Annotated in this window: 25 protein-coding genes; 6 read left to right on the top strand and 19 right to left on the bottom strand. The window is 31.4% G+C overall.

Going from position 1 to position 26,167, the window contains the following annotated elements; genetic code table 11:
• Nucleotides 1-27 precede the first annotated feature (27 nt).
• Together BUA82_RS20670 and BUA82_RS09405 are read left to right on the top strand one after the other, a co-directional pair.
• A complete protein-coding gene (locus BUA82_RS20670; RefSeq protein ID WP_178140712.1) occupies nucleotides 28-204 on the top strand; it encodes a hypothetical protein in 177 nt (58 codons plus the stop codon).
• A gap of 292 nt (nucleotides 205-496) precedes the next feature.
• Nucleotides 497-1,489: a DUF4003 family protein gene (locus tag BUA82_RS09405; protein WP_073006943.1), complete on the top strand. Its 993-nt coding sequence runs from the start codon at nucleotides 497-499 to the stop codon at nucleotides 1,487-1,489.
• Between the two features lie 126 nt (nucleotides 1,490-1,615).
• On the opposite strand, the gene BUA82_RS09400 is transcribed toward BUA82_RS09405, so the two are convergent.
• The 4 genes from BUA82_RS09400 to BUA82_RS09385 all read right to left on the bottom strand — a co-directional run bounded on the left by BUA82_RS09400 (nucleotide 1,616) and on the right by BUA82_RS09385 (nucleotide 6,987).
• Nucleotides 1,616-3,889 (bottom strand): glycoside hydrolase family 65 protein, encoded by a 2,274-nt coding sequence (locus tag BUA82_RS09400; RefSeq protein WP_073006941.1) that lies wholly within the window; start codon nucleotides 3,887-3,889, stop codon nucleotides 1,616-1,618.
• A 31-nt stretch (nucleotides 3,890-3,920) separates the two neighbouring features.
• Nucleotides 3,921-4,766, bottom strand: a complete 846-nt coding sequence (locus tag BUA82_RS09395) for a carbohydrate ABC transporter permease (protein ID WP_073006938.1) — start codon at nucleotides 4,764-4,766, stop codon at nucleotides 3,921-3,923.
• Nucleotides 4,766-5,644: a carbohydrate ABC transporter permease gene (locus BUA82_RS09390; protein ID WP_073006936.1), complete on the bottom strand. Its 879-nt coding sequence runs from the start codon at nucleotides 5,642-5,644 to the stop codon at nucleotides 4,766-4,768. The genes BUA82_RS09395 and BUA82_RS09390 overlap by 1 nt, the downstream gene beginning before the upstream one ends.
• Nucleotides 5,645-5,712: 68 nt before the next feature.
• A complete protein-coding gene (locus BUA82_RS09385; RefSeq protein WP_073006934.1) occupies nucleotides 5,713-6,987 on the bottom strand; it encodes an ABC transporter substrate-binding protein in 1,275 nt (424 codons plus the stop codon).
• A gap of 135 nt (nucleotides 6,988-7,122) precedes the next feature.
• Between BUA82_RS09385 and BUA82_RS09380 the strand changes: the two genes are divergently transcribed.
• Nucleotides 7,123-7,848: an AraC family transcriptional regulator gene (locus BUA82_RS09380; RefSeq protein ID WP_083599867.1), complete on the top strand. Its 726-nt coding sequence runs from the start codon at nucleotides 7,123-7,125 to the stop codon at nucleotides 7,846-7,848.
• A 143-nt stretch (nucleotides 7,849-7,991) separates the two neighbouring features.
• On the opposite strand, the gene BUA82_RS09375 is transcribed toward BUA82_RS09380, so the two are convergent.
• The 3 genes from BUA82_RS09375 to BUA82_RS09365 all read right to left on the bottom strand — a co-directional run bounded on the left by BUA82_RS09375 (nucleotide 7,992) and on the right by BUA82_RS09365 (nucleotide 9,692).
• Nucleotides 7,992-8,660, bottom strand: a complete 669-nt coding sequence (locus BUA82_RS09375; RefSeq protein WP_073006931.1) for a hypothetical protein — start codon at nucleotides 8,658-8,660, stop codon at nucleotides 7,992-7,994.
• Nucleotides 8,661-8,733: 73 nt separating this feature from the next.
• Entirely contained in the window at nucleotides 8,734-9,300 is a 567-nt protein-coding gene (locus BUA82_RS09370) for a TetR/AcrR family transcriptional regulator (RefSeq protein WP_073006929.1), read from the bottom strand.
• A gap of 119 nt (nucleotides 9,301-9,419) precedes the next feature.
• The gene (locus BUA82_RS09365; protein ID WP_073006927.1) at nucleotides 9,420-9,692 is read right to left on the bottom strand and encodes a DUF1905 domain-containing protein; all 273 of its coding nucleotides are present in this window, start codon (nucleotides 9,690-9,692) and stop codon (nucleotides 9,420-9,422) included.
• A 436-nt stretch (nucleotides 9,693-10,128) separates the two neighbouring features.
• Between BUA82_RS09365 and BUA82_RS09360 the strand changes: the two genes are divergently transcribed.
• Genes BUA82_RS09360 through BUA82_RS09350 form a run of 3 tightly spaced genes read left to right on the top strand, consistent with a single transcriptional unit; the run spans nucleotide 10,129 to nucleotide 13,740 of the window.
• The gene (locus BUA82_RS09360; RefSeq protein ID WP_073006925.1) at nucleotides 10,129-12,222 is read left to right on the top strand and encodes a hypothetical protein; all 2,094 of its coding nucleotides are present in this window, start codon (nucleotides 10,129-10,131) and stop codon (nucleotides 12,220-12,222) included.
• A 4-nt stretch (nucleotides 12,223-12,226) separates the two neighbouring features.
• Nucleotides 12,227-13,099: an ABC transporter ATP-binding protein gene (locus BUA82_RS09355; RefSeq protein ID WP_073006923.1), complete on the top strand. Its 873-nt coding sequence runs from the start codon at nucleotides 12,227-12,229 to the stop codon at nucleotides 13,097-13,099.
• The gene (locus BUA82_RS09350; RefSeq protein ID WP_073006921.1) at nucleotides 13,072-13,740 is read left to right on the top strand and encodes a hypothetical protein; all 669 of its coding nucleotides are present in this window, start codon (nucleotides 13,072-13,074) and stop codon (nucleotides 13,738-13,740) included. The genes BUA82_RS09355 and BUA82_RS09350 overlap by 28 nt, the downstream gene beginning before the upstream one ends.
• Before the next feature lie 96 nt (nucleotides 13,741-13,836).
• On the opposite strand, the gene BUA82_RS09345 is transcribed toward BUA82_RS09350, so the two are convergent.
• The 12 genes from BUA82_RS09345 to BUA82_RS09285 all read right to left on the bottom strand — a co-directional run bounded on the left by BUA82_RS09345 (nucleotide 13,837) and on the right by BUA82_RS09285 (nucleotide 26,128).
• Nucleotides 13,837-14,826, bottom strand: a complete 990-nt coding sequence (locus BUA82_RS09345) for an ornithine cyclodeaminase family protein (RefSeq protein WP_073006918.1) — start codon at nucleotides 14,824-14,826, stop codon at nucleotides 13,837-13,839.
• A gap of 63 nt (nucleotides 14,827-14,889) precedes the next feature.
• Nucleotides 14,890-15,774, bottom strand: coding sequence for a sulfite exporter TauE/SafE family protein (locus BUA82_RS09340; protein ID WP_073006916.1), 885 nt, complete (start codon nucleotides 15,772-15,774; stop codon nucleotides 14,890-14,892).
• A 17-nt stretch (nucleotides 15,775-15,791) separates the two neighbouring features.
• Nucleotides 15,792-16,607, bottom strand: a complete 816-nt coding sequence (locus BUA82_RS09335) for a TrmB family transcriptional regulator (RefSeq protein ID WP_073006914.1) — start codon at nucleotides 16,605-16,607, stop codon at nucleotides 15,792-15,794.
• 470 nt (nucleotides 16,608-17,077) lie between these two features.
• Nucleotides 17,078-17,821: an ABC transporter permease gene (locus tag BUA82_RS09330; RefSeq protein ID WP_073006913.1), complete on the bottom strand. Its 744-nt coding sequence runs from the start codon at nucleotides 17,819-17,821 to the stop codon at nucleotides 17,078-17,080.
• 4 nt (nucleotides 17,822-17,825) lie between these two features.
• Nucleotides 17,826-18,740 (bottom strand): ABC transporter ATP-binding protein, encoded by a 915-nt coding sequence (locus tag BUA82_RS09325; RefSeq protein WP_073006912.1) that lies wholly within the window; start codon nucleotides 18,738-18,740, stop codon nucleotides 17,826-17,828.
• A complete protein-coding gene (locus tag BUA82_RS20900) occupies nucleotides 18,741-19,487 on the bottom strand; it encodes a hypothetical protein (protein WP_073006911.1) in 747 nt (248 codons plus the stop codon).
• Nucleotides 19,484-20,131, bottom strand: coding sequence for a CPBP family intramembrane glutamic endopeptidase (locus BUA82_RS09315; RefSeq protein ID WP_073006910.1), 648 nt, complete (start codon nucleotides 20,129-20,131; stop codon nucleotides 19,484-19,486). The genes BUA82_RS20900 and BUA82_RS09315 overlap by 4 nt, the downstream gene beginning before the upstream one ends.
• A complete protein-coding gene (locus tag BUA82_RS09310; protein WP_073006909.1) occupies nucleotides 20,106-21,464 on the bottom strand; it encodes a YcaO-like family protein in 1,359 nt (452 codons plus the stop codon). Before BUA82_RS09310 ends, BUA82_RS09315 begins: the two co-directional genes overlap by 26 nt.
• 4 nt (nucleotides 21,465-21,468) lie before the next feature.
• Complete coding sequence (locus BUA82_RS09305) at nucleotides 21,469-22,548, bottom strand: hypothetical protein (protein ID WP_073006908.1); 1,080 nt, start codon at nucleotides 22,546-22,548, stop codon at nucleotides 21,469-21,471.
• A 12-nt stretch (nucleotides 22,549-22,560) separates the two neighbouring features.
• Entirely contained in the window at nucleotides 22,561-23,463 is a 903-nt protein-coding gene (locus BUA82_RS09300; protein ID WP_083599865.1) for a SagB family peptide dehydrogenase, read from the bottom strand.
• A gap of 304 nt (nucleotides 23,464-23,767) precedes the next feature.
• Nucleotides 23,768-24,814 (bottom strand): hypothetical protein, encoded by a 1,047-nt coding sequence (locus BUA82_RS09290; protein ID WP_073006905.1) that lies wholly within the window; start codon nucleotides 24,812-24,814, stop codon nucleotides 23,768-23,770.
• A 150-nt stretch (nucleotides 24,815-24,964) separates the two neighbouring features.
• Complete coding sequence (locus BUA82_RS09285) at nucleotides 24,965-26,128, bottom strand: aminotransferase class V-fold PLP-dependent enzyme (RefSeq protein WP_073006902.1); 1,164 nt, start codon at nucleotides 26,126-26,128, stop codon at nucleotides 24,965-24,967.
• Between the last annotated feature and the right edge of the window lie 39 nt (nucleotides 26,129-26,167).

Below are 26,167 nucleotides of genomic sequence, written 5' to 3'. Positions count from 1 at the left end.
AAGTATTTTAATAGGGAGGTTTTATATATGCCAGGAAAAGCAAAACAACATATCGACCAAAGTATGAACACTGTGAAGACAGCTGTTAATTCACTTCAGCAAGCTGTTAATTTAGCAGAAAAGCCAGATAATAAGGCTAAGATTCAACAGGCTATTAATTCATTAAATACTGCTTGTGATCAATTATCACAATATCAAGACTAACAATAATTCCAAAAGCATCTTGCTGTTTTAATAAAGCAAGGTGCTTTATTTATGCAGTTATCCCATAGCTAACCGCTTCTAATACCCCCACTTCTTCAAGTGGCGGAATAATCAGCGCTAAGCTCCTGGATAAGTTCTTCTTAGCTTCAGATAGGGTAAGTACTCCTTTTAGGCAAACCCCATCTGAAGCTAAGAATCACTTGATACTTATTTACTTAAAATTTTATAAGTAGTACAATTATATTAAGCAGTATTTTATACCGCTTAATATAGCTAAAAAGCGAGGGGTAGTATGGATATATTATTGAAAGAAAAAGTAGATCTAATGATAGAAAACTTTTATAAACTAAAAAAGAATTTCAAGTGGGAGCATACCCTAATAAAGCACTTTTCTGCCTCCGTTCATGCCACCAAAAAAAGATCCGTAGACGTATTTGCACTGGAGGATATAAAAAAATATATTAAGACCAATACTAGTTGGACCTCTTATTTCAGAGGTATTAACCAATTTACTCTATGTACTCTTTTATATTTGGAAGAGGATTATAAGGATTTCTTCCAAAACACCATAGATCTTTATGAAAAAATGAAGAATATGGGCTTTAAAAGAAGTACCTACTTACCCTTAGCTGCTTATACCATAGTTAAGGAAGTTCCTAAAGACAAATGGAGTGATGCTCTTAACCGTATGCAAGATTTCTATGAGAGCATGAAAAGGAATCATTTTTGGCTTACTTCTACTGATGATTATGTATTTGCAGCAGTATTAGCTACTACAGATTTAGATGTATCTCAAGCCTCTGAACAAATAGAAAATTGTTACACCACATTAAATAAGATGGGTTTCTATAAAGGAAATGATCTTCAAACTTTATCACATATACTAGCCATAGGTGAAGAAAGTACTGAAGAAAAATGTAATAGAGCTACTAAAATATATCATGAGCTAACAAACAAAAAAATGAAACCACGATATAGTGGCCTAGCCACTTTAGGGGTTCTATCTCTTATTACCCCAGATGTAGATAAATTAGTTAAGGAAATAAAGGAAGTTTATGACTATCTATATGATAAGTCTGGATATGGTTCTTGGAGTATTGATAAATCCATGAGAGTAATGCTAGCTTCAACCTTAGTTGCGGACTTCTATGTAGAGGGTCTTAAAAAAGGAGTATTAGAAGTTACTTTAAGTAACAGTATAAACGCTATAATAATCGCTCAGCAACAAGCAGCCGTAGCTGCAACCATAGCCGCTAGTTCCGCCGCCGCTTCATCTTCATCTTAAGCAGATGCTCCAAATCTTTGATTTGGCGCAGTCGCTTACTTCTTCGTAACCCCTAAAGCTACATCTTTCTTTTATTGTAAGCTTTAGGGGTGGAGAAGAAGTTTCACTAGTCTCCCCCACCCTTTTTTACACCTCTACAGTTTCATTGTCAGAAAACTTATATATAGTATCTTTAATCTTAAGCTGAATAGGATAATTGGTTTTTACCTCTATTATGGTTTTATTTTTTCTCATGTCTACTTGAATAATTGCACCTTTGTATAAAAACTCAAATTTAAGCTCTTCCCATTTTTCAGGAAGCCTTGGATTTAAACATACATAATCCTCTTTTATCCTAACTCCTCCAAAGCCGTATACTATGGCCATCCAAGTGCCACCCATATTGGCAGTGTGGATTCCGTGCTTGGTGTTTCCATGGGTATCATCTAAATCTAGCCTTGCCGTTTCTATAAAATAGTTAAAAGCTTTATGAGTATATCCTATCTTAGATGCCATAATGCTATATACAGCACAGGATAATGAGGAGTCATGGGTGGTTATTTTTTCATAATAATCGTAGGAGTTTTTTATGGTGTCAAAGTCTGATTCATCCTCTACTAAAAGATGAGCAAGTACCGTATCTGCTTGTTTTAACACTTGATATCTGTAAATAGTTAGGGGATGATAATTTAATAATAAAGGATATTTTTCCTTAGGAGTATTTTTAAAATCCCAAAGCTCTTTAGATAAAAAACTATCGTCCTGAGCATCTATTTTATGATCTTCATCATAAGGCAAATACATATTTATATATGCCTTATGGAATAAATCTATCTCTTCCTTTTCAAGGTTTATTTTTTTGCATAAGCTATGCAAGGTTTCTTTGTCTGTATTTTTCAATAAGTCATAAATTTTCACTGCCCATTTAAGATTATATTTTGCCATAACATTGGTATAGTAGTTGTTATTTACTATAGCAGTGTATTCATCAGGCCCCGTTACTGCATCTATCTTAAACAAGCCATGATGAAAGTGACCTATTTCTAACCATATTCTAGCTGTTTCAAAGATTACCTCTGCCCCAAAATCCTTTATAAAGCGCATATCTTCTGTAACTAGATAGTACTGAATATAGGCATAGGCTATATCCGCATTAATATGATACTGTGCAGTACCTGCTGGAAAATATGAAGAACACTCCTCCCCGGTTATGGTTCTCCAAGAAAATGCAGATCCTTTTTTATGTCCTAATTCTTTTGCTCTTTGTCTTGCCACATCTAATATCTTATAGCGGTACTCTAATAAATGCCTTGCTAATTTAGGCTGGCATAGAGTAAAAAATGGGAGTATATATATTTCTGTATCCCAAAAATAATGTCCTTCATACCCTTCTCCGCTTAACCCCTTGGCAGTGATGTTGCTTACTGAATCTTTACCCACAGCCTGAAGCAATTGAAACAGATTGTATCTTAATCCTTGTTGAAGGTTTTCATCCCCTTGAATTTTAATATCTGCTGTAGTCCAAAACTCCTTAAGATAATCATATTGTTCCTTAAGCAATTCATTAAAAGACTTCTTACTTAGGTTATCTACTATTTCCTTCCCGCTGCTATTTACATCTTTAAATCTTCTTGAATCTGTATACACCACATATTTAGTAAATTCTATAACACTTTCCCCAGACTCCAGCCTATAAACACCGGTTATGGATGTACCATCTTTGTTAATAGTTAAATCATAATCTACATTACAATGATGCTTTACTGTAATGGCCACCATTTCTTTTGAGTTTTTTGTTTGGGATGTGAGCTGCACAACAGAGTTTTCAAAGGTAATAGAATTTACATTTAATATATTTGCACCGCTAGCGGCCAATCTAGGATCATTTTCATCGGTATAATTTTTAACATCTCCATTGATGGAAGACTCAATAACTACCTCTCCATTAAAATTAATTTTTTCCACTTCATAATGTATAGTAAAAAGTTCTAGATTGCTAAGAGAAGCAATTCTGGTTATATTTATTTTCATTTCTTTTCCTTTAGGAGAGGTCCACCATATTTCTCTTTTGTAATATCCATGTTTCATATCTAAATATCTTTTAAATTCATTAACCGTCCCCTGAAAAAGAGAAAACTTTTCTCCATCAATTATTATATCTATATTTTGAGCATCCCCTATATTAACTATCTTTTGCATAGTGTCAGGGAAGGCATAAGCTTTTTCACCATAGGGTATAGCTTCTACTTCATAAAAGGCATTTATATAACTTCCTCTTATGGTAGGAAAGTTTTTAGGATACTTTTCCTCAAAATTTCCTCTAATGCCTATATAGCCATTGGAAACATTAAAGATACTTTCATTCTTCAAAAGGCTATCTATATCTAAACTATTATCACTTATTATCCATTGATTATTCATGATGTTTATGCCTACTTTCTATTTAATCTTCTTATTTAATTGCTCCAGCCATAACACCTTTGATAATATACCTTTGTGAAAATAAATAGAAAATTATTATAGGTATAATGGTAAGCACAAGACCTGCCATAGCTAGGTTCCATTGTATTGTAAACTCTCCAAAGAAGTAGAAGGTGGAGAGCGGAATGGTTCTTAAATCTGGGCTTCTTAATACTAAAGAAGGCAATAAATAGTCATTCCATATCCATATTACATTTAAGATAGCTACAGTTACTGTAATGGGTTTTAAAGTAGGAAATACTATTCTCCAAAACACTTGAAACTTATTACATCCATCTATCATGGCTGCTTCTTCTAAGGAACGGGGTACCCCTTTTATGAATCCATGATATAGAAATACGGATAAGCTCATTCCAAAACCTATATACATGAAAATAAGCCCGTAATAAGTGTCAATCATGGAAAAATTAATTGCTTTTATTTCCCACCCACTCATGTATTGCATTAAAGGAATCATAAGAGATTGAAAAGGTACGAGCATTGTGGCTACAAACAAATAAAATATACCGTCAGAAAGTTTTGATTTATTTCTTACTAATACCCAAGCTGTCATAGAAGAAAATATTATAATTAAAACTATGCTGCTCACTGTGATAATTAAAGAATTAAACAAGGCTTTAGTAAAGTTCATTTTCTCCATGGCTTTTAGGTAATATGAGAAATATAAGGACTTAGGTAGTCCCATGGTATCTGTAAATATTTCTGCTCTTCCTTTAAAGGAGTTCACTACCATGATGTACATAGGAAACAAAGTTATAATGGCAGCAATCCATCCTATTAATCCTAATATCTTAGAGGGCTTAAACTTAGCTTTCATCACATCTCCACCTCTCTTTTCTTAGTACTATAAACTTGAATCACAGTAATAACCATAATCACCAAGAAAAATATAATGGCTTTTGCCTGTGCAATGGCAAACTTATTATAACTAAAGGCTGTGGAAAATATATTCATAGTAATTAACTCCGTACTTCCATAAGGCCCTCCATTGGTTAAGGATAAGTTAGTATCGTATTGTTTAAAGGAATTAGATAAGGTAATAAATAAACTAATGGTAAAAGCAGGTCCAATCAATGGAAGGGTAATGGATTTAAACTTATTAAAGCCATTAGCACCATCGATTTCTGCTGCTTCTATCACCTCATCGGATATACTTTCTATAGAGGCTATATAAATTACCATGACATATCCCGCCATCTGCCAAGTTCCTACTATAACTAGAGCCCAAAAAGCCATAGTAGGATTATCTAACCAATTAAAGAAAACCTCCGACTTATTAAGCATTTGTCCTAGCTGTTCAAAGAACTTAGTAAAAACAAACTTCCATATAAAGCCCAAAATTAGCCCACCGATTAAATTGGGTAAAAAATACACCGTTCTTAATAAGTTTTTACTCTTTAGCTTTGAAGTTACCAAAAGCGCTAGCGCTAATCCCACTACATTAACAGTGATAACCATAACAATGGTATATTTAGCTGTTAGCCAAAAAGAGCTAACAAACTTTTCATCTTTAAACACCTCTATATAGTTACTTAATGCCACAAAGGAAGATCCTTTAAAAGCAAATCCATTCCAATCCGTAAATGAATAAATAATTCCCATTATGAAAGGAATAACAACCACATTGATAAATATAAATAGTGAAGGAATAACAAATAAGCTAGTTGTTATTTTGCTCTTAATATTCCTCTTCATTTCTCCACACTCCTTATAATATTAAAAGCCTCTAAAATATATAAGAGGCTTTTAATGAGTAAACTACATTATTTTGAAGCATTAACCCAAATTTTATTTATTTCATCTAAAAGCTGATCACTATTTATCTGACCTGCATAATATTTTTCCATTTGGCTTGAACAGTCTTTATCTATGCCTGCTGGGAATAGGTTAAAGGTCCAAGGTACTGTCTTACCTTCTTGTGAATACTTTGATACCTCTTGAGCTAGTGGGTTCAACTTATCTGTGTTAAAGCCTTCATAAGCTGGTATTAACTTAAACTTTTCTGTAACATAAGTTTGTCCTGCTTTTTCGGTAAGCAGCCAATCCAAGAAATTAATAGAAGCATCTTGTTGTTCCTTAGTGGCATGTTTATTAACACGGAAATAGTTTGTATTACCTACAGCTATACCTTCATTACCATTGAAAGGCATTGGCATCATACCATATTCAAATTTAACCTTATAATCATCTATAATACCTTGAGCCCAGTTTCCTTGATGAATTATTGCAAATTTTCCTTGTGCAAATCCAGCTACTTGATCATCATAAGTGTCCTTAGCAAGGTTTGTGTGTGATTTCAATTTATCTAAATCCTGTGCATATTGTTTAACTTCAGGTATGTCTTTTAGTTTAAGCTCTCCTTTTTTAACTTTTTCAATACTTCCTTTATAATCCTTCATCAAGGCAAATGGCCAGTTAAATGGGTGCATAAATTTAAAATAAGTTTCTTTACCAAAACCTATAGCATGCTGAACTCCTTTAACCTTTTCCAGCTTTTCACTAGCCTTAACTAAATCATCTATGGATTTAATGTCTTCAGCCTTTACTCCAGCTTCTTTAAATATCTCTTTATTGTATATTAATCCAAAACCTTCAATAGCCACTGGTAATCCATAGAGCTTGCCATCTTTCATGGCATCATCAGCTTGACCTTTTACTATTTTTTTAGAAGCTTTAGCTGAATCTAAGGGTATCATATAATTAAAAAACTTTTCGAACTCACTACCACTTCCTACTGTAAAAATAGTAGGAGCTTTTTCAGGAGTGGATGCAAATTGAGACTGTAGTACCTTCATTAAATCGTCTCCAGCAGCGCCTAAAATCTTTACTTCAACTTCACTTTGAGATTTATTATACTCTTTAGCTGCTTCCTCTAATTGTTCTTGTATCTCTACTTTGTTTTGAATCATGGTAATAACTGTTTTCTCTTTATTGGCTTTTTTACCCTCATCAGATGATTTTGATCCTCCAGAAGAACAGCCTATTAAGGTTGACATTGCCAATGCTGTTGCAATGATAATACTAAGTGATTTTTTCATCTTATTCTCCTCCCCCTAATATCAACTTATTTAAGTGATTATATAGACATTATATATATGAAAAGGTATACTTTTTATAAAATCATAATATTTATTATAAAATCTTAATATTATTATTTGGGGATGTGATATTTCTTGAGTAGTATTCTTAGAAAATTAGAACTTATAAATGCCAAAAATAAGTATAACTCCTATACCCATCCTCCATATGAGTTAGAATGTAAACTTATGGAGTATATTAAACAAATAGACATGGATAGAAGCATAGAAATACTAGATGAAATTAACTCATTAGAAAGAGCTCAGCTTTCCAATAGACCTCTTAATTCACTAAAATACTCTTTAGTGGGTTCCTGTACGCTTTTTACCCGTGCTGCTATAGAATCTGGACTATATCCTGAAACTGCATTTATGCTAAGCGACTACTATATAAATCTCATAGATGAAGCCAGCACCAAAGATGAAGTTGAGAATTTAGAGTATAAAATGTTAACCTCTTTTATTCAAGTACTAAAAACCCACAAAGAGTACGCATATAATCCACTCATTAATCATGTAATTTCTTATATCAGAAAAAATATAGAAAATAAGCTCTCCTTGCAAGAGCTTTCTTCCATAGCGAAGGTTCATCCTAACTATCTATCTGCAACTTTTAAAAAAGAAGTGGGTAAAACCTTAACAGAATATATAACTGAGCAGAAAATTGAAGCTATCAAACTCTATCTAACTTATACTGAACTTTCCATAGGTGAAATCAGCTATATATTCAACTTTACCCATACAACATATTTCTCAAGTTTTTTTAAATCCCACACTGGGATAACTCCTATGGAATATAGGAGACGAAATAATATCGCCTAATTGTAATTAAAAATATAGGCTATGTGAAAAGATGAGTAAGTTACCTTTTCACATAGCCTATTTAAAATCACATGGAATCTAAATTTTAATAATCTATTTAAAATTATATAGAACTAAGTTTTAATAGCTAAATATATATTATATTAACCTTTAAGCTTGTCTTTAAACTCATTATACCCCATGAGTACTACCCAAACATAAGCAAGGGTTTTTGGTATCATCAATATTCCTATTATACTTATGGTATCTGCCCAAAGTACTACGGGGATATAAAATCCAAAGGATAATACTATGGCAAGCCACATAAACCTAAAGTTTTTATCATTATGCTTCTTGGTTTCAGTGTAAAATAACCATATGATAATGATTCCCATAAGAGCAAAAGGAATATTTCTATAAATTCCCCATGAAACTGGTGCATAGTAATTAAGCCAATCATTTTGTGGGAATAAGCATAATACTATTCTAATTATTGCTAGTAAATAAATAGAAGCAGTTAAGCCTTTTCTTTCTTTAATATCATATCTATTTCTCCAAATATAATATAAAATCACATAAAATACAGTCATGGTAATAGAAGTTATAAGCTTACCAATCCCTAACGCAGCTGCCTTAGATTCTAATCCTGTAGTAAGCAAAGCATAAGATCTTGGTACCAAGTGAAAAGCATCTCCTGAGCCTAGTACCACTGACATTATTCCAAACATCTTATACTGCTTATTATCACCAGACCTTGTTATCATAATAACACCAATTATTATTACTGTAGAAAGATATACCACATCAAATAAAGTTTCCATTATTCCTTGCATTAAAATCACCTCATAATTATTTTTGAACAATGTTCACTTTCGTTCATTTTTAAAATCATACCTAGGTATGATTTTAATTGGACATTATTTTTTTTAATATTTCTATAAAAAATTCAAAATTGCTCTCACCTTTTTTTAGATTTAAAAGCATGTTATCAAATATGAATTGTGCAGTTTTTTCTTTGGTTATACTAGAACTCCATATATGCTTGCCAATGCTTTTATCACTGTCCATAAGCGATATTATAATAGTACGTATCCTGGCAAAATATTCTTCTTGCCTTTTTCTCCCCACTTCCTTTTCTTGAGCATTTAATAGAGAAATTTGTTCAAGCCAGTTTTCCTTAAAGTTATAAAGATATGAATATAGACTATCATAAATCTCTTCTATTTTTTCATAGAAGCTTTTGTGTCCCAGAGCTCTTATATCAATTTTGGTAAAAGCCTCTTTCCAAAAATCTTCTATAACTGCAACCAATAAGTCTGCCTTTGTGGGAAAGTAGTTATATACAGTACCAATAGAAATATTACTCTTTTTTGCTACTTTACGTATATTAATTTCATTTATACTGTGCTCTAAAGAAATATCTTTAGCAGAAGCTAAAATAATTTCTTTTAGATTTTCATTATGCTTTGCCATATCAAACTTCACCTCAACGCGTAATGAACAATGTTCATTACGATTATATAACTATATAACTATATTGTCAATATCTAAATTATATCTCCTAATAATAATTATGAACTATTTATTGATAATTAACCTTTTATTCTTTCCACCAAGGTAACTTTAATAGTATCCCCAGGCTGCTTTCCAATCTTTGCTCTAATATCTTTTCTTATTCCGATAACATGACAAGGAGTTTTCATTTTAACTAGGCTCCCTTCATAGACCTCGCCATCAAAAGTAGCAGTAACTGGAACTCGTCCCTTACCAAATTCAGCTTTCACATCAAAGGGAATTTCAATATATGCCCCATCTATATCCGGAACCTTTTTAATTTCAGCTTCAAACTCATATACTTTACTCATATTACTAATATCCCTCACTTTCGTTATTTATTAAGTTTCTTAATGTAATTATACAATAAGGTGCCAGGCACGTGTAATATCTGACACTTGCCTAATTAACTTTTTATTATTTCTATGTTTTTACATTTAAATGCTTATCATTATATACTTTTATTGTAAAAATTACACTTACTTAAATACCTTATTTAATATAATTCGCTTTATTTACAATTAGTTCCATATATGTTATTATCATTGCAAAGAGCTCCTGATAAATTTAAAGGTGGGAACTATTATGTTCATCTTGATCCTGCAGGTCCATACAATTCTGTCTGTTATGGTACTCTGTCAGACTGATAAGAATATTAGATTTTAGAATAATGCTTGTTAATTAACTTTTGAGCAATACTATTATAAGGGGGAAGAAATCTTCCTCCTTAATTTATAAGGAGGATCTATGAAAAAAATATACTTTTCCTTTACATCCTATATGAAAATACTAACAAGAAATATATGGACATACATATTTCTTATTGCAAATCTTTTATACCTGCTTCCAGTTACCTTAAGCTTTATTCCTAAGAATAATGCTGGAGGAGCTCTAGCCGCCTCTGCTTATTTTTCTGTTTCAGGGGTATTATTTTTTATGGTTCTAGGATATTTCTTAAGCAACACTGAAGATAACAATAATTGTAATGAATTAATGGCAACATTCAATGATGCTAAAGCATCTCAATCCTTTTCCAAAATTATAGTAATATTTGTTACAGCTCTATCAGTAAGCCTATTAGGATTTTTAATATATTTTATAGAGTATTTAATTTATAAGGTAGATATGTATTTTTTAGCTCCTACCATAAAATACATATTATTATATTACTTTTTACCCTTCACTATATCAGGCATTATTGGAATAATCATAGGGAACTTAATAAAATCAAAGCTTGCCTATATATTGCTGGTACTAATATGGTGTTTTATTACCAGTATAAATACAGTAATCTTTCAGCTTATAACTAATTTTTTACTAATTGATTTAAAACAATTAGGAGTAATTCTAAATATAACCGTTTCTGAACCTCACATGCATTACAACCCTCTATACGGGTTGCCTATAGAAAAAAGGCGTTTTATTTTCATGGGTATTTACTTATTTATAGTTTTATTCATTTTAACAATTCAAAATCTACTACAGTACGAAAAAAGAAATAAGTACTTAAAAATAGTTATCCCATTATTCTTATTCATATTTACTTCCTTAGGTTGGATGTACAAGCATTCTTCTAGAATTATATATTATGATCTAACTTCAGATTCAATAAGGCACTACGACTCAGGTTATCCCCCTTATAAACAAGCCATAAACAGTAATTCTTATAATAAAATTAATATAAGCAGCTATGATATCAACTTAGATATTACAAAGGACTTAAGTGCTTCCGTTACTTTTGATATAAATTTTCCTAACAATAATATTTCTCAGGGTTCCTTTACTCTTTATCATAACTTTAATATAACACAACTAAATACCTCTCAAGGAAAAGATCTTAGCTTTAAAAGAGAAGGCGATATAGTAACCTTTTATATTCCAGATAATAAAGAAAAAAATTTAACTTTAAATATAGAGTATTCTGGATTTTCTTCTCCCATTTTTTACGCAAACTCCAACGGAATCTTACTTCCAAGTTTCTTCCCTTGGATTCCACAGGAAAATTTATTTAATGCGTATAATATAAATAATAACAGCTTAAATATTAACTATAACCCTAAACCTATTCATTACTCCTTAAAGCTAAATCACCCTAAATCAATGTACTGTAACATACCATTCATTGATAAAGGGAAATGGGAAGGACTAAGTAATAATGGCATTACTGTAATGGCAGGTGATATAAATACCATAACCTCCTCTAATTTAGTTATGGTATATCCTAAGGTTTTTCAAGAACAAGCTGATTCTCTTCCAGACTATAAGCCTCAGCTCGAAAAGCTTTTCGGAGATATAATAGAAGATCTTGCATTAGAGAACAAAAGTGCTGAAATAAAAAATATGTACAGTATACCTATTAGAAGTACTATGAGCAATACTACGATAATTAAGAATGGAAATGAAATTTATATTGATAGTAACAACGGGTTTATAAACAAAACTAAACAAGTTCCACCAAGAGTTTTTTTAATTCCATTAACTACAGCTTTATGCTCAGAAGAAGAAACCTTAACTAGTCAAAATAATCTTTTATATAGTTCATTTCTATTCTCCTATGAATATTGGTATTTGTATAAAAGCAATGAAAAGAAATTAGAATATTCAATGTTTATGAACATGTTAAATGCCTCTAAAGCTATGTCAGAAGATAAAAATAATAAAGATGATATATCCAAAAGAGATTATGAATTTTATAGTTGTCTTAATGACTTTTTTTCAAAGCATATTACCAATGAAAAGTTTATGAAGAATTTCTTTAGAGACTATTATAAGTATTTATCTACTAATCCTAATTTGACCATAAATGAAGTAAAAGATTTTATTAAATCAAAGGACAGGTGATATTATGAGTAAACTTATGATTGAAAATTTAAATAAAAGTTATGGAAGCTTTCAAGCATTGAAGGATATATCTATAGAAATAGCTCCTGGTGCTTATGGATTATTAGGACCAAACGGTGCAGGAAAAACCACATTAATGAGAATACTTACTACAGTCTTAGAAAAAGATAGTGGAAGCATACGATTAGGAGATTTGGATTGGAAAGATAAGCATAAGGTTAGAAACATCATAGGTTACTTGCCACAAAAATTTTACCTATATAAAAACCTTACGGTAGAAGAGTGTCTTAATTACATTGCAGTATTAAAAGAAGTGCAGGAATTTAATGATAAAGACTTAAATGAACTTTTAGATTTAGTTAATCTTACAGAACATAAAGATAAGAAAGTGAAAGCCTTGTCTGGAGGTATGGTAAGAAGATTAGGTATAGCCCAAGCAATACTGGGAAATCCAAAGATATTAATTGTAGACGAGCCTACCGCTGGATTAGATCCAGAGGAAAGAATAAGATTTAGAAACCTTCTTTCCTTTATATCCACAGAATCAATAGTTATTATCTCCACTCATCTTATTGAGGATATAGAAAATACCTGCTCTACCGTGGGTGTGTTAAACAAAGGAAGCTTCATATATACTGGAGAAACAAAAAATCTCTCAACCTTTGGAAAAGATAAAATATGGGAAGTAACCTGTGGATTAAGGGAGTACAGCAACATAAAAACAAAGTTTGAAATTTTCTCTACCATAAGAAATAGCGATAAAGGTACAGTAACCTTAAAAATAGCATCAGTAAACAAACCCTTGGAAAATGCAATTCCTATTAATCCTACTCTGGAGGATGGATATTTATGTCTTCTAAAAAACTTAGGAAACTAGGATATATAATATATATGGATATAAAAGAAATGGGGTACTTGTTTTCTGTGCCTTTCATATTACATTTTCTCTTAGTTTTATGCTCTAGGCTTTTTACAGGAGAAAGCACTCAATTTGACAAGCTTATTCCCATGATGGAAGGTATTATACCAGCCTTATGCAGCTGGTGGATAATCTTCTCCTTAAAGAATGTGTTAGAAGATGAGGGAGGAGAAACCCTTTTCTCCTATAGCATTGATAGAAAATATATTGGCTTATATAAAACCTTATTTTTCTTTTTATTATATATGCTGCTTTCTTCTATTACACTTCTACTTGTGCAGCTAAGAATAAAAGAGCCTGTATATGCAGCTCTCTGGGTTCAGTTTTTTATACAAAGCCTATATTTTTACGGTTTCACTTTTATAGTGATGCTCTTTACTCGCAAAAGTGAATGGAGTTTATTTTTAGTGCTCTCCTATACCTCCACTCAATTTATAACTGAAGGTAAAATATTCTGGTTTGCCAACATATATTTAAACAATGAACAGATTATACTTCCACGAGAAGTATTTATTAAATACTCCTTATGCATGATTGTATCTGTACTTTTATTGCTTATAAGTACAATTAAACTAAATAGGTACTCTAATTTTAAATAGTGGTGCCTGGCACCCTACCCCTTTGAAGGTATAACTTTTAAATATTAAAACACCTTCATCACAAATTTAATTATAATTGAAGGTGTTTTAATGTTCTTATATTTCTATATTGCTACCTATGTTATTTTCCACTGCTTTTTTATATATTCTATACGCAGTAACTACATCTAATACTGCCACTCCCACGGTTTTAAATAGCGTTATCTCTTGATCATTTTCTCTTCCTGGAATTTCTTCAAGTATTACTCGTCCTAACTCCCCCTGGAAATCATCTTTTGATACAATACCCTTTTTCATAGGAATTATAAAGTCTCCTGCTTCAGCTAAAACCCCTTCCATTGTGTCAAAGTATATCTTATCTGAATTTTTTATTATTAATTCGTCTAGCTCCTGCATTTCAGGAGTATAAGCTCCTACACCATTCACATGAGCACCTTTTTTAACCAATGAACCATCAAATACTGGTCTTCTTGAAGTGGTAACTGTAGTTATAATATCTGCATCCTTTATAGCTTCATTTCCATTTTCAACAGCTATTATCTTGGTACTATATTGAGCAAGGTTAATTTTCATTTCTTCTACAAACTCTTTGGCTCTTTTAATATTTATATCAAAAACTCTAACCTCTTCTAACTCTCTAACACAAAGCATGGCTTCAAGTTGTGTGGCAGCTTGTCCGCCTGTTCCAAATAGAACTCCAATCTTTGCATCCTTCCTTGCAAGAATATCAGTTGCAGCTCCTTGAACCGCTCCTGTTCTTAACTGAGTTAGATAGGTACCATCCATTATGGCAGAAACCTCACCAGTTTTTCCATCTAATAAGATCATTTTAGCTGGCACAGAAGGCTTTCCTATTTCAATATTCTTAGGAAAAACAGAAACTATTTTTATTCCTGTGGCATCTAACCCTTCCACATAAGCTGGCATAAATAGACTTTGTCCCTGCTCTTTAGGAATATCTATATTAACCCTTAAAGGCACTACGCTTTTTCCTTCAGAGTATATTCTTAAGGCTTCCTTATCTGCCTCAATTGCATCTTTCATAGAAAATACTTTTTTTATATCTTCTCTAGTTAAAATTAACATCTAACCACTCCTTCTTATAAAATTATAATATCCTACTAAATAAGCTTTATATTTTAATTATCACTACGCTTGTGCTACTTCAGCTTTTTTTGCTTTTATATCACCTATAATCATGCTTAATCCGCTATATAGAAGAATTGCTGCTATAACCCATTGAAGCATAGATACATTTAAACTCTTAACTAAATATACAGCTACAAGAACTCCAATAACCCCAAAGGTAGAGGTAAATGCTGTTATTTTTCTGCCATATTCTCCATATTTAATAAACTCCATACTTCCTATAGGAACTGAGAAAGTACAGGCTCCCATCATTATTGGGAATGCCACAGCTGGATTCATTCCTAGTGCATATATTGTTGCCATGGTTAATGAGTAAGACCCTATTCCAATATTATTTAAAGCACCATACACAAATAAGCTAATAGCTGCTATAACAAGTTTTGCTCCACTAAGTCCTGTAGCAGTTCCACCTGAAGGTACAAGATTGAATTTACCAGCTAGAATAAAGGCAGTAGCTATTAATAATCCCATACTAATAAACTTTCTAATAATTTTGGGCTCCAGTTTCACTACGAATCTTGGTCCTATATAAGCTCCTATTATTTGAGAGACTATACAAACTATTAAGGTAACGGGATCAACTTTTATAACTGATATGTATGCTAAGGCCATTACAGCCACAGGAATAACACATTGTGTATTTAAAGTACCAGGTAATTTCTTATCTGAAACTAATTTTTTCTTTCTATATAATATAGTTGAAATTGCAAAGTCTGAAATACCAAAGGTTGAAAAGAAAAATATTATTGATGAAGAAATTGCTAAGAATATATTGCTGCCTGGTTCTTGTTTCATTTCTTCTTTATTCTTTAATATGTCTTGTATGAATTTAAAACCAAACATTCCATTTATTATAACGATAAGTACTAAAACGATTTTTTCCATTATTAATTAGCTCCTTTTTATTTAGGATTATGTTCTTTAAAAATATCTCTTATGCCCTCTAAATCGTCTCCGAACTTAACTTTTACATTGTCATTTAAAGCATCAATGAGCTTTAAGCAATATGCATCGTGCCTTATATTCTCCTTAGATAAAAAAACCATAGGTTTACTTTTAGTCCAAATTACCTCAGCATTTTTATCATTTTGAATATGTCCAAATAACATCTCATTGGAATCTACTACAATATTAATCCATCTTCCTCCACTTTCTGCCAGCTTATCCTTTTCAAAGCCATGCTTATAATAGCTATTAAGATTAACATCATAGTCATTGTTAGCACTGTAAAGGATTGTTACCACCTTATCAAGTCTTTCTTCTACAGATTTTAATTCATCATAAATATTGTCTATATCTTCTCTCCAAACTTGAATATAAACATCCTTTTTAGCTGAACTTAATATATTTTTACACTTATTAAATATATTTTGATATCCTCTTATATACCACATGTTATCCAAATCCATAGTCTGATTGAAATTTATAAGCTCCCCCTTTACTTCATCAAGGGTTCTATCAACATTACTCTTGATATTACTTATAAATTCATCTATAGGCACTGCAGAATAATTAATAGGATTCGTTTGTTTTGAAATTACAACACAGCCTTTATCCATAAGAATTGTGAGGATGTTATATACCTTTGACCTTGGTACAGAAGAATTTTTGCTTATCTCATAGCCTGTTCCAGCTCCGTGTTTTAACAAAGAAATATATACCTTTGCTTCTGACTCTGTAAAGTTAAAGTTCTTTAATAAATTTATTATCTTATCCATAAATAACCACTCCCATGTGAAAATAATTAGTTATTATTATAACATAGTCTATTTATTCATCACATCCTTAGTGATTATGAAAGAATAGAATAATAATGTTTTAAATATTAAAATTTATTTTTGCGCTTAATTTCATTGTAATTTAATTAGTAGCTACCTTTAGTAACTATTATATATTAATTAACAACCTTGTCAATATATTAACAAGGATTTATTGAATATATTTTTAATTTTGCTCTCATCACATATTTCTCAAGCTTTTTCAAAGCTCACACTGGGATAATTCCTATGGAGTACCAAAAGCAAAATAATGTTTCATAATTGAAATTTAAAAAAGGATGTTTCAACAGGTAAATGAATTACCTTTTGAAACATCCTTTTTTATTCAACTTTTATCCTCTTACTAGCATAATAACCTTATTTATTGAGTTTCTGAATTTAATTATACATAAAGTACCTAGCACCATCTTTTATTCATATTTAAATAGTTTAATAGACAAAGCTAAACAAACTAAAGTTACACCAGCAAGTACAGCTATTTCTAACTTATAATCTAATAGTTTATTTCCGAACCATACTCCTTTTATAAATTTCACTGAATAAGTTAGTGGAAATATTTTAGCAAACTTTTGAACCGCTTCTGGTAATTTTTCATAGGGTATGGAAGCACCTGATAAAAACAACATGGGGAAATAAACTAAATTTCCTATGGCATTAGCGCTTTTGGCGCTCTTAGCTATGGAGGCTATAAACAAACCTAAAGCAAAAATTGCAAGGACGCTTAAGGCTACTGCACATACCACCGCTGGTATTTCACCTTCAAATTTAATGTCATATGCTAACTTTCCCACAATAACTAAAAACATTATAGATATAATATATATAATAATACTAGCAATTAAATTTGCTGAAAGTAAGCTTAAAGGTGAAACTGGAGTAGCTTTAAATCTTTTCAATACCTTTTTCTCTCTATATTCAGCTAAGGTCATAGGTAATGTCATTAATCCTAATACCCCTAAACTTACTCCAAAATAAGAAGGTACCGTCATATCCATTGAGCCATATCCATGTAATATCTCTTGACCTTCATTTCCATAGATGCTGCCAAATAGTATAAGCATGATTACAGGAAAAAGAACAGCAAAGAAAGTTGATATATAATTTCTTAGAGATAAGGTTATCTCTTGTCTTAATAATGCACCTAATCTTTTCATCTTACTATCCCACTTCCTCTCTACTATTAGTAATATTGAGATAGGCATCTTCTAAGCTTGGCTTTATTACTTTTAAATCACTGTATTTTATATCTTCTTTGCTTAGAATTTCTAGAACCTTAAGAGCTATTTCCCCATCACCTTTAATTATTACATTATCATTTTTATCTTTTTCCACCTCTAAATAGTCATACTTTTTAATATTTTCTATCTCCTCGGATTGTTGTAATTTAAGAACTACTTTATCTGTTAAGTTACAAGAACTTACTATATTATCAGCAGAATCTAGCTTTACTATTTCTCCATCCTTAATTATAGCTATTCTGTCGCATAAATATTGAGCTTCCTCCATATAATGTGTTGTAAGCACCACTGTTCTTCCTTGCTCTTTTAACTTTAAAACCCATTCCCACATATCTCTTCTAGCTTGAGGGTCTAGCCCTGTGGTAAGCTCGTCCAAAAAAACTATTTTTGGATTATTTATTAAAGCTAAAGCAATTGATAACCTTTGCCTTTGTCCACCGGATAAATTTGATATATAGCTGTTTGCCTTATCATCTAACTGAAAATCCTTTAAAAGTTCTTTATAAGATAAAGCATTATCATAAAAAGCCTCTAAAGTTCTAGCAATATCCTTAACCTTTGAAAATTGCGGATAGGAAGTTTCTTGTAACTGTACCCCAATATGCTTATAGAGTTCCTTCCTATGCTTTTCTGGGTTTAATCCCATAACTTCAATAAAAGAACCTGTATCACTTTTTTTTAATCCTTCAATGCATTCTATTGTGGTAGTTTTACCTGCCCCATTAGGCCCTATTATTCCGAAGATTTCACCTTCTTCCACTTGAAAGCTGATACCCTTCACAGCTCTTCTTGTGTTGTAGGTCTTAACTAGATTGTCCACTTTTATAATGTGCATCTAACTTATTCCTCCTCTTAAAGATAACTTCTGAAAATAGCAGTATATAAAGGTATACATATAATATGTTACCATTATTTCAAATATATTCCTATTATTTACCATTAATAATGTGGAAAAAATAATAATAACAAGATTTCCACTGTTTATTAACATGCATGGAATAATATTTTTTATGGTAATTAATTTGTAAACTAATAAAATTATGCTAGATATTACCACGCAGAAAAACTGAGATTTTATATTCAAATAAAATAATGTATACGGAATTGAAATATAAAACAATAAAAACTCAAAGGTTGAAGTGCTAAATATCAATATATTTTTAATATAAGTTTTGTACTTATTAGAATTATGGACATACTTTACATTTTCTAAACTCCTATAGATATTTATATTCCCTAAAAATATAACTATACCTATTACCACTACCGTAGAAATAATTAACACTGAGGATAACATTAAAATAATTAAGCCAATATTATTTATATCAAAGAATATTTTCACATTATTTATCAAAGTGTTATTATTAAGCACTTCCATAATGATAATAGATATAAGTAATACTCCTATATAATTTCCTAAGGAAAAAATTGAGATTATATTTTCAGAGCTTATTCCCCATCTTCCTGATAAATAGACTGAAAATTTTTTTATAGTCTTGGTTTTATGGTTTAATGCCTTGTCCAGCCGATACCATAGAGTAAAAAGTCCAATTAATACTATTAAAAGCAATACTATTTTCATGTTTTCTTAAATTTCCACAATATAAAGATATTCTCCAAGGCATGAGTTAACATAACTAACAAAAGATTTCCGCTGATTATATAAATAAAACCAAAGACTATGGCTGCAATTATTTTTTCCATAAAAATTTCTATACCAAAAGCTATGTGGTTTATAGCAAAAAATATAGAAGATATTAATAAAGTGATAATAATTGGAACCTTCCAGGTGTTTAATAAAATTTCAAACCAAAGTCCTCTAAATATTAACTCCTCCTGGAAAGCTATTATCACAGTAAGTGAAATAAGTGTGATTGTTTTTCCCCTCCAGGCCTTAGTTACTTCTATTTCTATGGTTTCACCTTTAATTTTTGATTTCAGAATACTAGGTGCTATTTCCATAAAAAAGGTTATTAAAGCTAAAGGGATAGATAAAAAAAGCAACTGATTAAATTTAATGGGTATCTTATTATATATTTGCACATCTCCGAGGGTAGCTATAGCTATAAATATTATGAAATTATATAATATTATCCACTTACTTATAGCTATACTATCTATTTCTTCTTGTTTACCTGTTATTACATATATACTTTGTATAAATATAACAGATAGAGAGGTGGATATAATTATTAAAAAACTAAGGAAGGGGGTGAGGAAAGTCATTTTTTATTCCTCCATATTTTTTCATTCTAGGATGATTTACATAAGGAAAACCAGGCAAACACATTTGCATTAACTCTGGAATAAGCACCCTCATCACGGACCAGCCCTTATCTGCTGCCTCTGGAGGAGTGATGTCTAAATAAACTGCGTACTCACTTATTTTTCTTATATCATTAATGGCTAAATGCACTTTTTCATCTAAATCTAAGTTAGAATAATCTTGAATTTCACTTAATTTTATTTCATCCCCTATAATCTTTTGAAAGCATCTCCACTTTTCCTCTGCTTTTTCTGGTCTACAGTAGTACAAAACATTACTATCCAAATCTCCAAAGCCTGAGGCTTCAATTTTTTCAAAGGAGAGGTCCGGATCCATAATATGTTGAAAATAGCCTAAAGGAGATACTGCCGTGGATTCCATAATACCTCTTAGCATTGCATTAGAGGTATCATAATCCCCTTGTACACCAAAAAACATATAGGGCATCCTTACTTCCTTAGCTTTTGCTAGCACTCCAAATATAGGAAGCTTCATTTCCTCTAAGGTCATATAAAGAGGTATGATATCATAAGAAGATTTTTCATGTAAATTTGCTTTTTCAAGAAGAGCGTTAATGGTTTTGTTATCAATGCTTATCTTAGGGCATTTCCTCTCCGTATACCAATTAATTAAGAAACTATCTATTTGGACATACTCTACAATAGCATTTAATAAAGCTTTTTTAACAGATTTATGAGAAGCTGTACCTGTAGTAAAGGCAGGGAGATATAGTTTTTCTCCCAAATCAACTTTGGGAACATATCCAATAAACATCATCTGAGCTGGTACATATATTTCCTCATCTTTATTAAGTAGAGAGTTACACTTAATCCAACCTAAAACAGAGTTTTCGTCCACAGATTTCTGTGCAAACAGTTCATTATGACTGGAAAACCATTGTATTTGTTCAGGAGAAAAGGCATCTAGATATTTTAATTCCATAACCTTTCCTTTTTTCTTCATCTCATTATAGCTTCCATACTCTATTCTATGATCTACCAGCCTAGGTCCAATAATAGAAGCATATCTTTCAATACTTTCTCCCATATACTTAATCATGGCTTCCTCATAAAAAGATCCGTATCCACTTATGTGGTACTGAACATCTAAATCAGGATTATTTAATATTTCCCTATGATAAAGTGGCATCATGCCAATTATTGATTTAATATCTGGTTCAGTATTAAAATGGGTATTAGGTAGTACAAAGCCTGGCACTATGCCTCCGTGATTACTCCCAATAAATCGAAGTTCTCTTAATAATGTGTTTAGGTAAGGATAATTTCTCAGCATATGCTTACCTGCCTTTCTTACTTAATATTTCGTCTAAGACTCTCCTGGAAGAAATATTTATCTCTTCAAATTTTCCTTTTGCTACAGTTCCACACTCACTGCAATAAGGCACTCTTAAAAGACTTTGTACCTGAATCTCTAAGGTGGGTAAATATACTCCAAGTATTCTTCCACTAAGCTTTGAGGTACCTACAAAGGTATACTGATAAGCCTCCATTATAGCCATATTGGTCAATATATTTAATATAGGATAATAACCCTTATTATCATTATTAATGTGATATGAAGCTGAATTGACGAAGGTATGATAAGAATGTGTATCTTCAATTCTGGCTAGGGCTCTTTGTTCAAAGCATTGAAAACACCCTGTCTTACTTCCGTTTGTAACTAATAAGTTTATAAAAGGTCCATCTAAAAAGGATATTACCGAAGGCTTGTTCCATTTAACTAATAATGTATTTAAATTTCTCATAGTGGTTACATTTAAATATTTCATCACCACGACAAATACATCATATTGTCCAAGGATTTCATTAAATTCTTCATATAATTTTTCTACTTTTAATGCATCTGTCTTTGTGGTTAAATCTACTTTATTTAAATACTTTAAAGTTTCATCTGATAAAATATCTATATTAAAATTCATTTCTTCACATAAATTCATGGAATATTTCTTTATGCTGTCATTATCACTGATGAACAGCACCTTATTACATTGTTTTAATTCCACATCCTGAGGAATATTGTAATTGCTGCCCAATAAAATGGAGTTTAAAAATTTTTCAATGTGGCTATTATTACTATCTACAATAAATTCTCCATAGCTTAATCCATTTAAAAGCTCCATAATTCCTTCTTTATCTTTTTTGTTAAGACTATATTTATTTAAACTTTCTTCATTTATACCTATTCCTTGCTGCATCTTATCTATTATATCCAGCACTGCAGTGCTTACTTCAGGGCTTTGATCTTGTAAGTTTATAACAGCCTCTTCATAATTCCATATACCTGTTCTTAACCTAACCTCTAAATCTGAAGCTTTAAAAACTCTTACTCCATCATTTAAAACATAACCTGTACTCATATATGCATCCCCCTATCCTATTATGGTCATGTGAATAACATGTCTATTAATTCCGTCTAATTTCAACACCTCTTCACAGAACTGTTTGTCGTAACCCCCTATATCACAGCTGCCATAACCTAAAGCTGTAGAAGTTAGTTGTATATTTTGTGCTATCTCACCGGTTTCAATAGCTGCATACATCATTGCCCCGTCACCGTACTTTCTGCTGTTTACATAAAAATCATATACATAAAAAATATATACACTGCAGTCTTCTCCATTTATATTCCCAAACTGCGCTAACTCTCTGCATTTATCTATATTAAAATCCAAGCGTACAGGCTTTAAGCTATGGGAATAAGGATAGTATTTATATATGCCCTTTTTTATTCCTTCAGCATTTAATATAAGCATGTAAAGATATATAGGATATAAGCCTCCTCCTGAAGGTGCATTTCTAAGTTCTATAGTGTTCTTTTCCACAGGTATATTAACAGCTTGTACACTTCCTGAAATACCTTGGGCATAATACAAAATATCCCCTAATTCCTGTTTACTAATTTTCTGCTTATTAAATTGTCTTACACTCCTTCTAGAACTTATTACACTACTAAAGGAAGCTTTAATCTTTTTAGGGGTTGGAAAAGGTATAACGTCATTTAATTCTTCTTCTAAATTTCTATTAACTGCAGTAAGGGCCGCATCTGTTTCAAAAAATCTAAAGACTCCTGAAGAGAATCCAATATAATTATTATCCGTTCTGAAATTTAATAAATATTCTTGTCCCAGAAATCTATTATGTTTGGAGTACAGGGCTCCCTTTACCACTGCTTCTGGGGTTCTTAGCCCAACGGTATCCGCATATATAGACATCTGAGTATAATGTAAGTTAAACATTGCAATATCGCGTTCCACGGGATATCTTTCTTCCATACTTTTCACATCCTCTTTGTACTATTTCATTCTTCTTTATGCAAATAAAAACAAGAGTTTAAAACATAGGGAATATCCCTATATTAAATATAGAATATTCCCTAAATCTAAGTTAGAAATGAGTTATGCGGTAGTGCAACAGCAACATGTACAGCAACAATATGTGCAGCAAGAGCAGCAGCCAGCACCAGGGGAAACCTTTAATGTTTTCTTTCCCGTGCAAGTTGAGTTAATGTTTGAGTTGAATTTTAACATAAACCCCATCCTCCTTATATTTTTATAAATATATTTTAATAAAATATATTTACTTAACGGTGTTATAGTAACGCTTTAATCCATGGGCTACCATCTCTTCTAAGTTACAGCCCTTAAGCACAAGGTCTCCTGCTTTTTCATGGTTTTTTGAAGACTCCTGAAATAAAAATTTAGCTTCTTCATAGAGTTTTGATGCTTCTATAAGGTAATCACCATATGGTTTAAGCTCTTCCCCTAAAGTCATTAGAAAATCTCCATTGGATTTTCTTGTAAAAGTGCACTGTTCTAAAGCAAGAATAATATGTTTTCCGTCTTCTTCTAGCTCAGAGTAATTTTTTATTCCATTAGCGAATCTTTCCAGAGCCTGTGCTCCTTCGGCATAGGGACCACTGCTTTTACCTTTAAGCAATTGTGAATTTCTAAGGAAAAGGTCTTTATCATCAGGAAGGTTTTTGTTACCATTATCTTCAAATACCATAAGAGCATATTTCCAAGGATAGCAAAATTCCTTCCCTATACTTTCTACAGCTTTAAGTAGAAAGTCTTTTTTTATCTTATCTCCCAAGTAATCTTCTTCATATTTGTCTTCTATCCCAGGTTCATAGTAATAAAAATTGTCCTTATCATAACCTACTATTAACTCCGTATGAGGATCAAAGAATTTTTCATTCTTTATTACTCCAAAATTTACTGGTACTTTTACTGGTATATTATTTGAAATATAGTACTCTATAGCCTTAATATATTTATCACTATTTTTTACCGTATAATAAGTTCCTTTAAGTCCTAAGTATTTACAACCATTCTGTATAAGAGGCTCTGGGTCAGCATAAGGAATAAAACTTTTTATATCAGCATTATAAAACGCCCCATAGGTAAATCCAATAATCCAATTATAATACCCAATATCCTTCTTTCCTCCATGTATCATCTGTAATACAGCAGAGTGACAGTAGGCATCTTTATAGCTTATATGAGGTATTCCTTTAATAAGATAACTGTCTTTGCTTACTTGCATATTATTAAAATTCAAAGATGTTGGATTGTAATTTTGATTATAATATATCTTTTTAAAAAATCTTTCTATAATGTCCACAAATTCCCCCCACCTCATGTTCTTTTATTAAAATTTTCAACCTTATTTGTTATATTTATATTAAACTTATTGCTTAATATTCATAATATTCAGTTAATTTTTTGCATTTTTTTAAAAAAAGGAGCCAAGCACGTGCCTGGCTCCCCGAATCTAACCGAACTGCTTAATACCTTTATTAATGGACTCTATAGTGTATTTTACCTCTTTTAGAGTATTATTATGACCGAAGCTAAACCTTACTGTACCATTTGGAAAGGTTCCTAAGGTTTTATGAGCTGAAGGTGCACAATGAAGGCCACATCTAGTCATAATGCCATAATCATTGCTTAAGTAGTGTGCAATAATGCCATTATCTATGGTATCTGAAGTAAAATCTATAGATATCACAGCAGTTCTGTTATTGATAGAAGGTATACCTATTAATTTTGCTCCAGGTATATTTTTTACCTCTTCAATAAACTTTTGGGTAAGAAATAGTTCTTTTTCTCTTATGGTATCTACCCCTGTGGATAGTAAATATTTTAATGAAGCATTTAATCCAAAGATTCCTGGAATGTTTAAGGTTCCTGCTTCGAACTTATCTGGCATATAAGGAGGTTGAACCTCTTCTTCTGAAAGGCTTCCAGTTCCTCCTTCTATTAAAGGATTTACTAAAGCTGCTAATTCATCATTTATAATAAACCCACCAATTCCTTGAGGACCTAACAATCCTTTATGCCCTGTAAAAGCTATAATATCCGCACCTAAGCTCTGGTAATCCATAGGTATAAACCCTGCTCCTTGGGCACTGTCTATTATAAAATAAATATTATGTTTTTTAGCTACTTGTCCAATCTCTTTTAAAGGCATTATGGTACCGCATACATTGGAAGCTGAAGTGATGATGATAGCTTTGGTGTTAGGTTTTATTTCTTTTATCAAAGCTTCTATATTTAATTCTCCTAGGATATTACATTGGACTTTTGAATATTCTATGCCCCTGCTTACCATAGAATTTAGAGGTCTCATCACTGCATTATGTTCCATGGAAGATACTATTATATGATCTCCTTCTTTAAATAGCCCCTTTATTATTACATTAAGGCTTTCAGTAATATTTTTACTAAAAATCACATTTTCAGGCTTTTGAAAGTTAAAAAGTTTGCAAATAATTTCACGGGTTTCAAATACGATTTCTTCTGCACCATAAGAAGTGCTATAAGCTCCTCTGTTTATATTACAACCTATTCTATTAATATAAGTGCACATACTTTCAGACACTCCTGGCGCTTTAGGAAAGGAAGTGGCTGCATTATCAAGATATATTTCTTTCACTATTTCACCCTCTTAAAATCTTATTAAAATATATATCCT

This window comes from Clostridium amylolyticum, assembly GCF_900142075.1.
GTDB lineage: Bacteria > Bacillota > Clostridia > Clostridiales > Clostridiaceae > Clostridium_AA > Clostridium_AA amylolyticum.
Note: the sequence above shows the minus strand (reverse complement) of the source record. Positions and strands in the feature narration are given on the sequence as shown.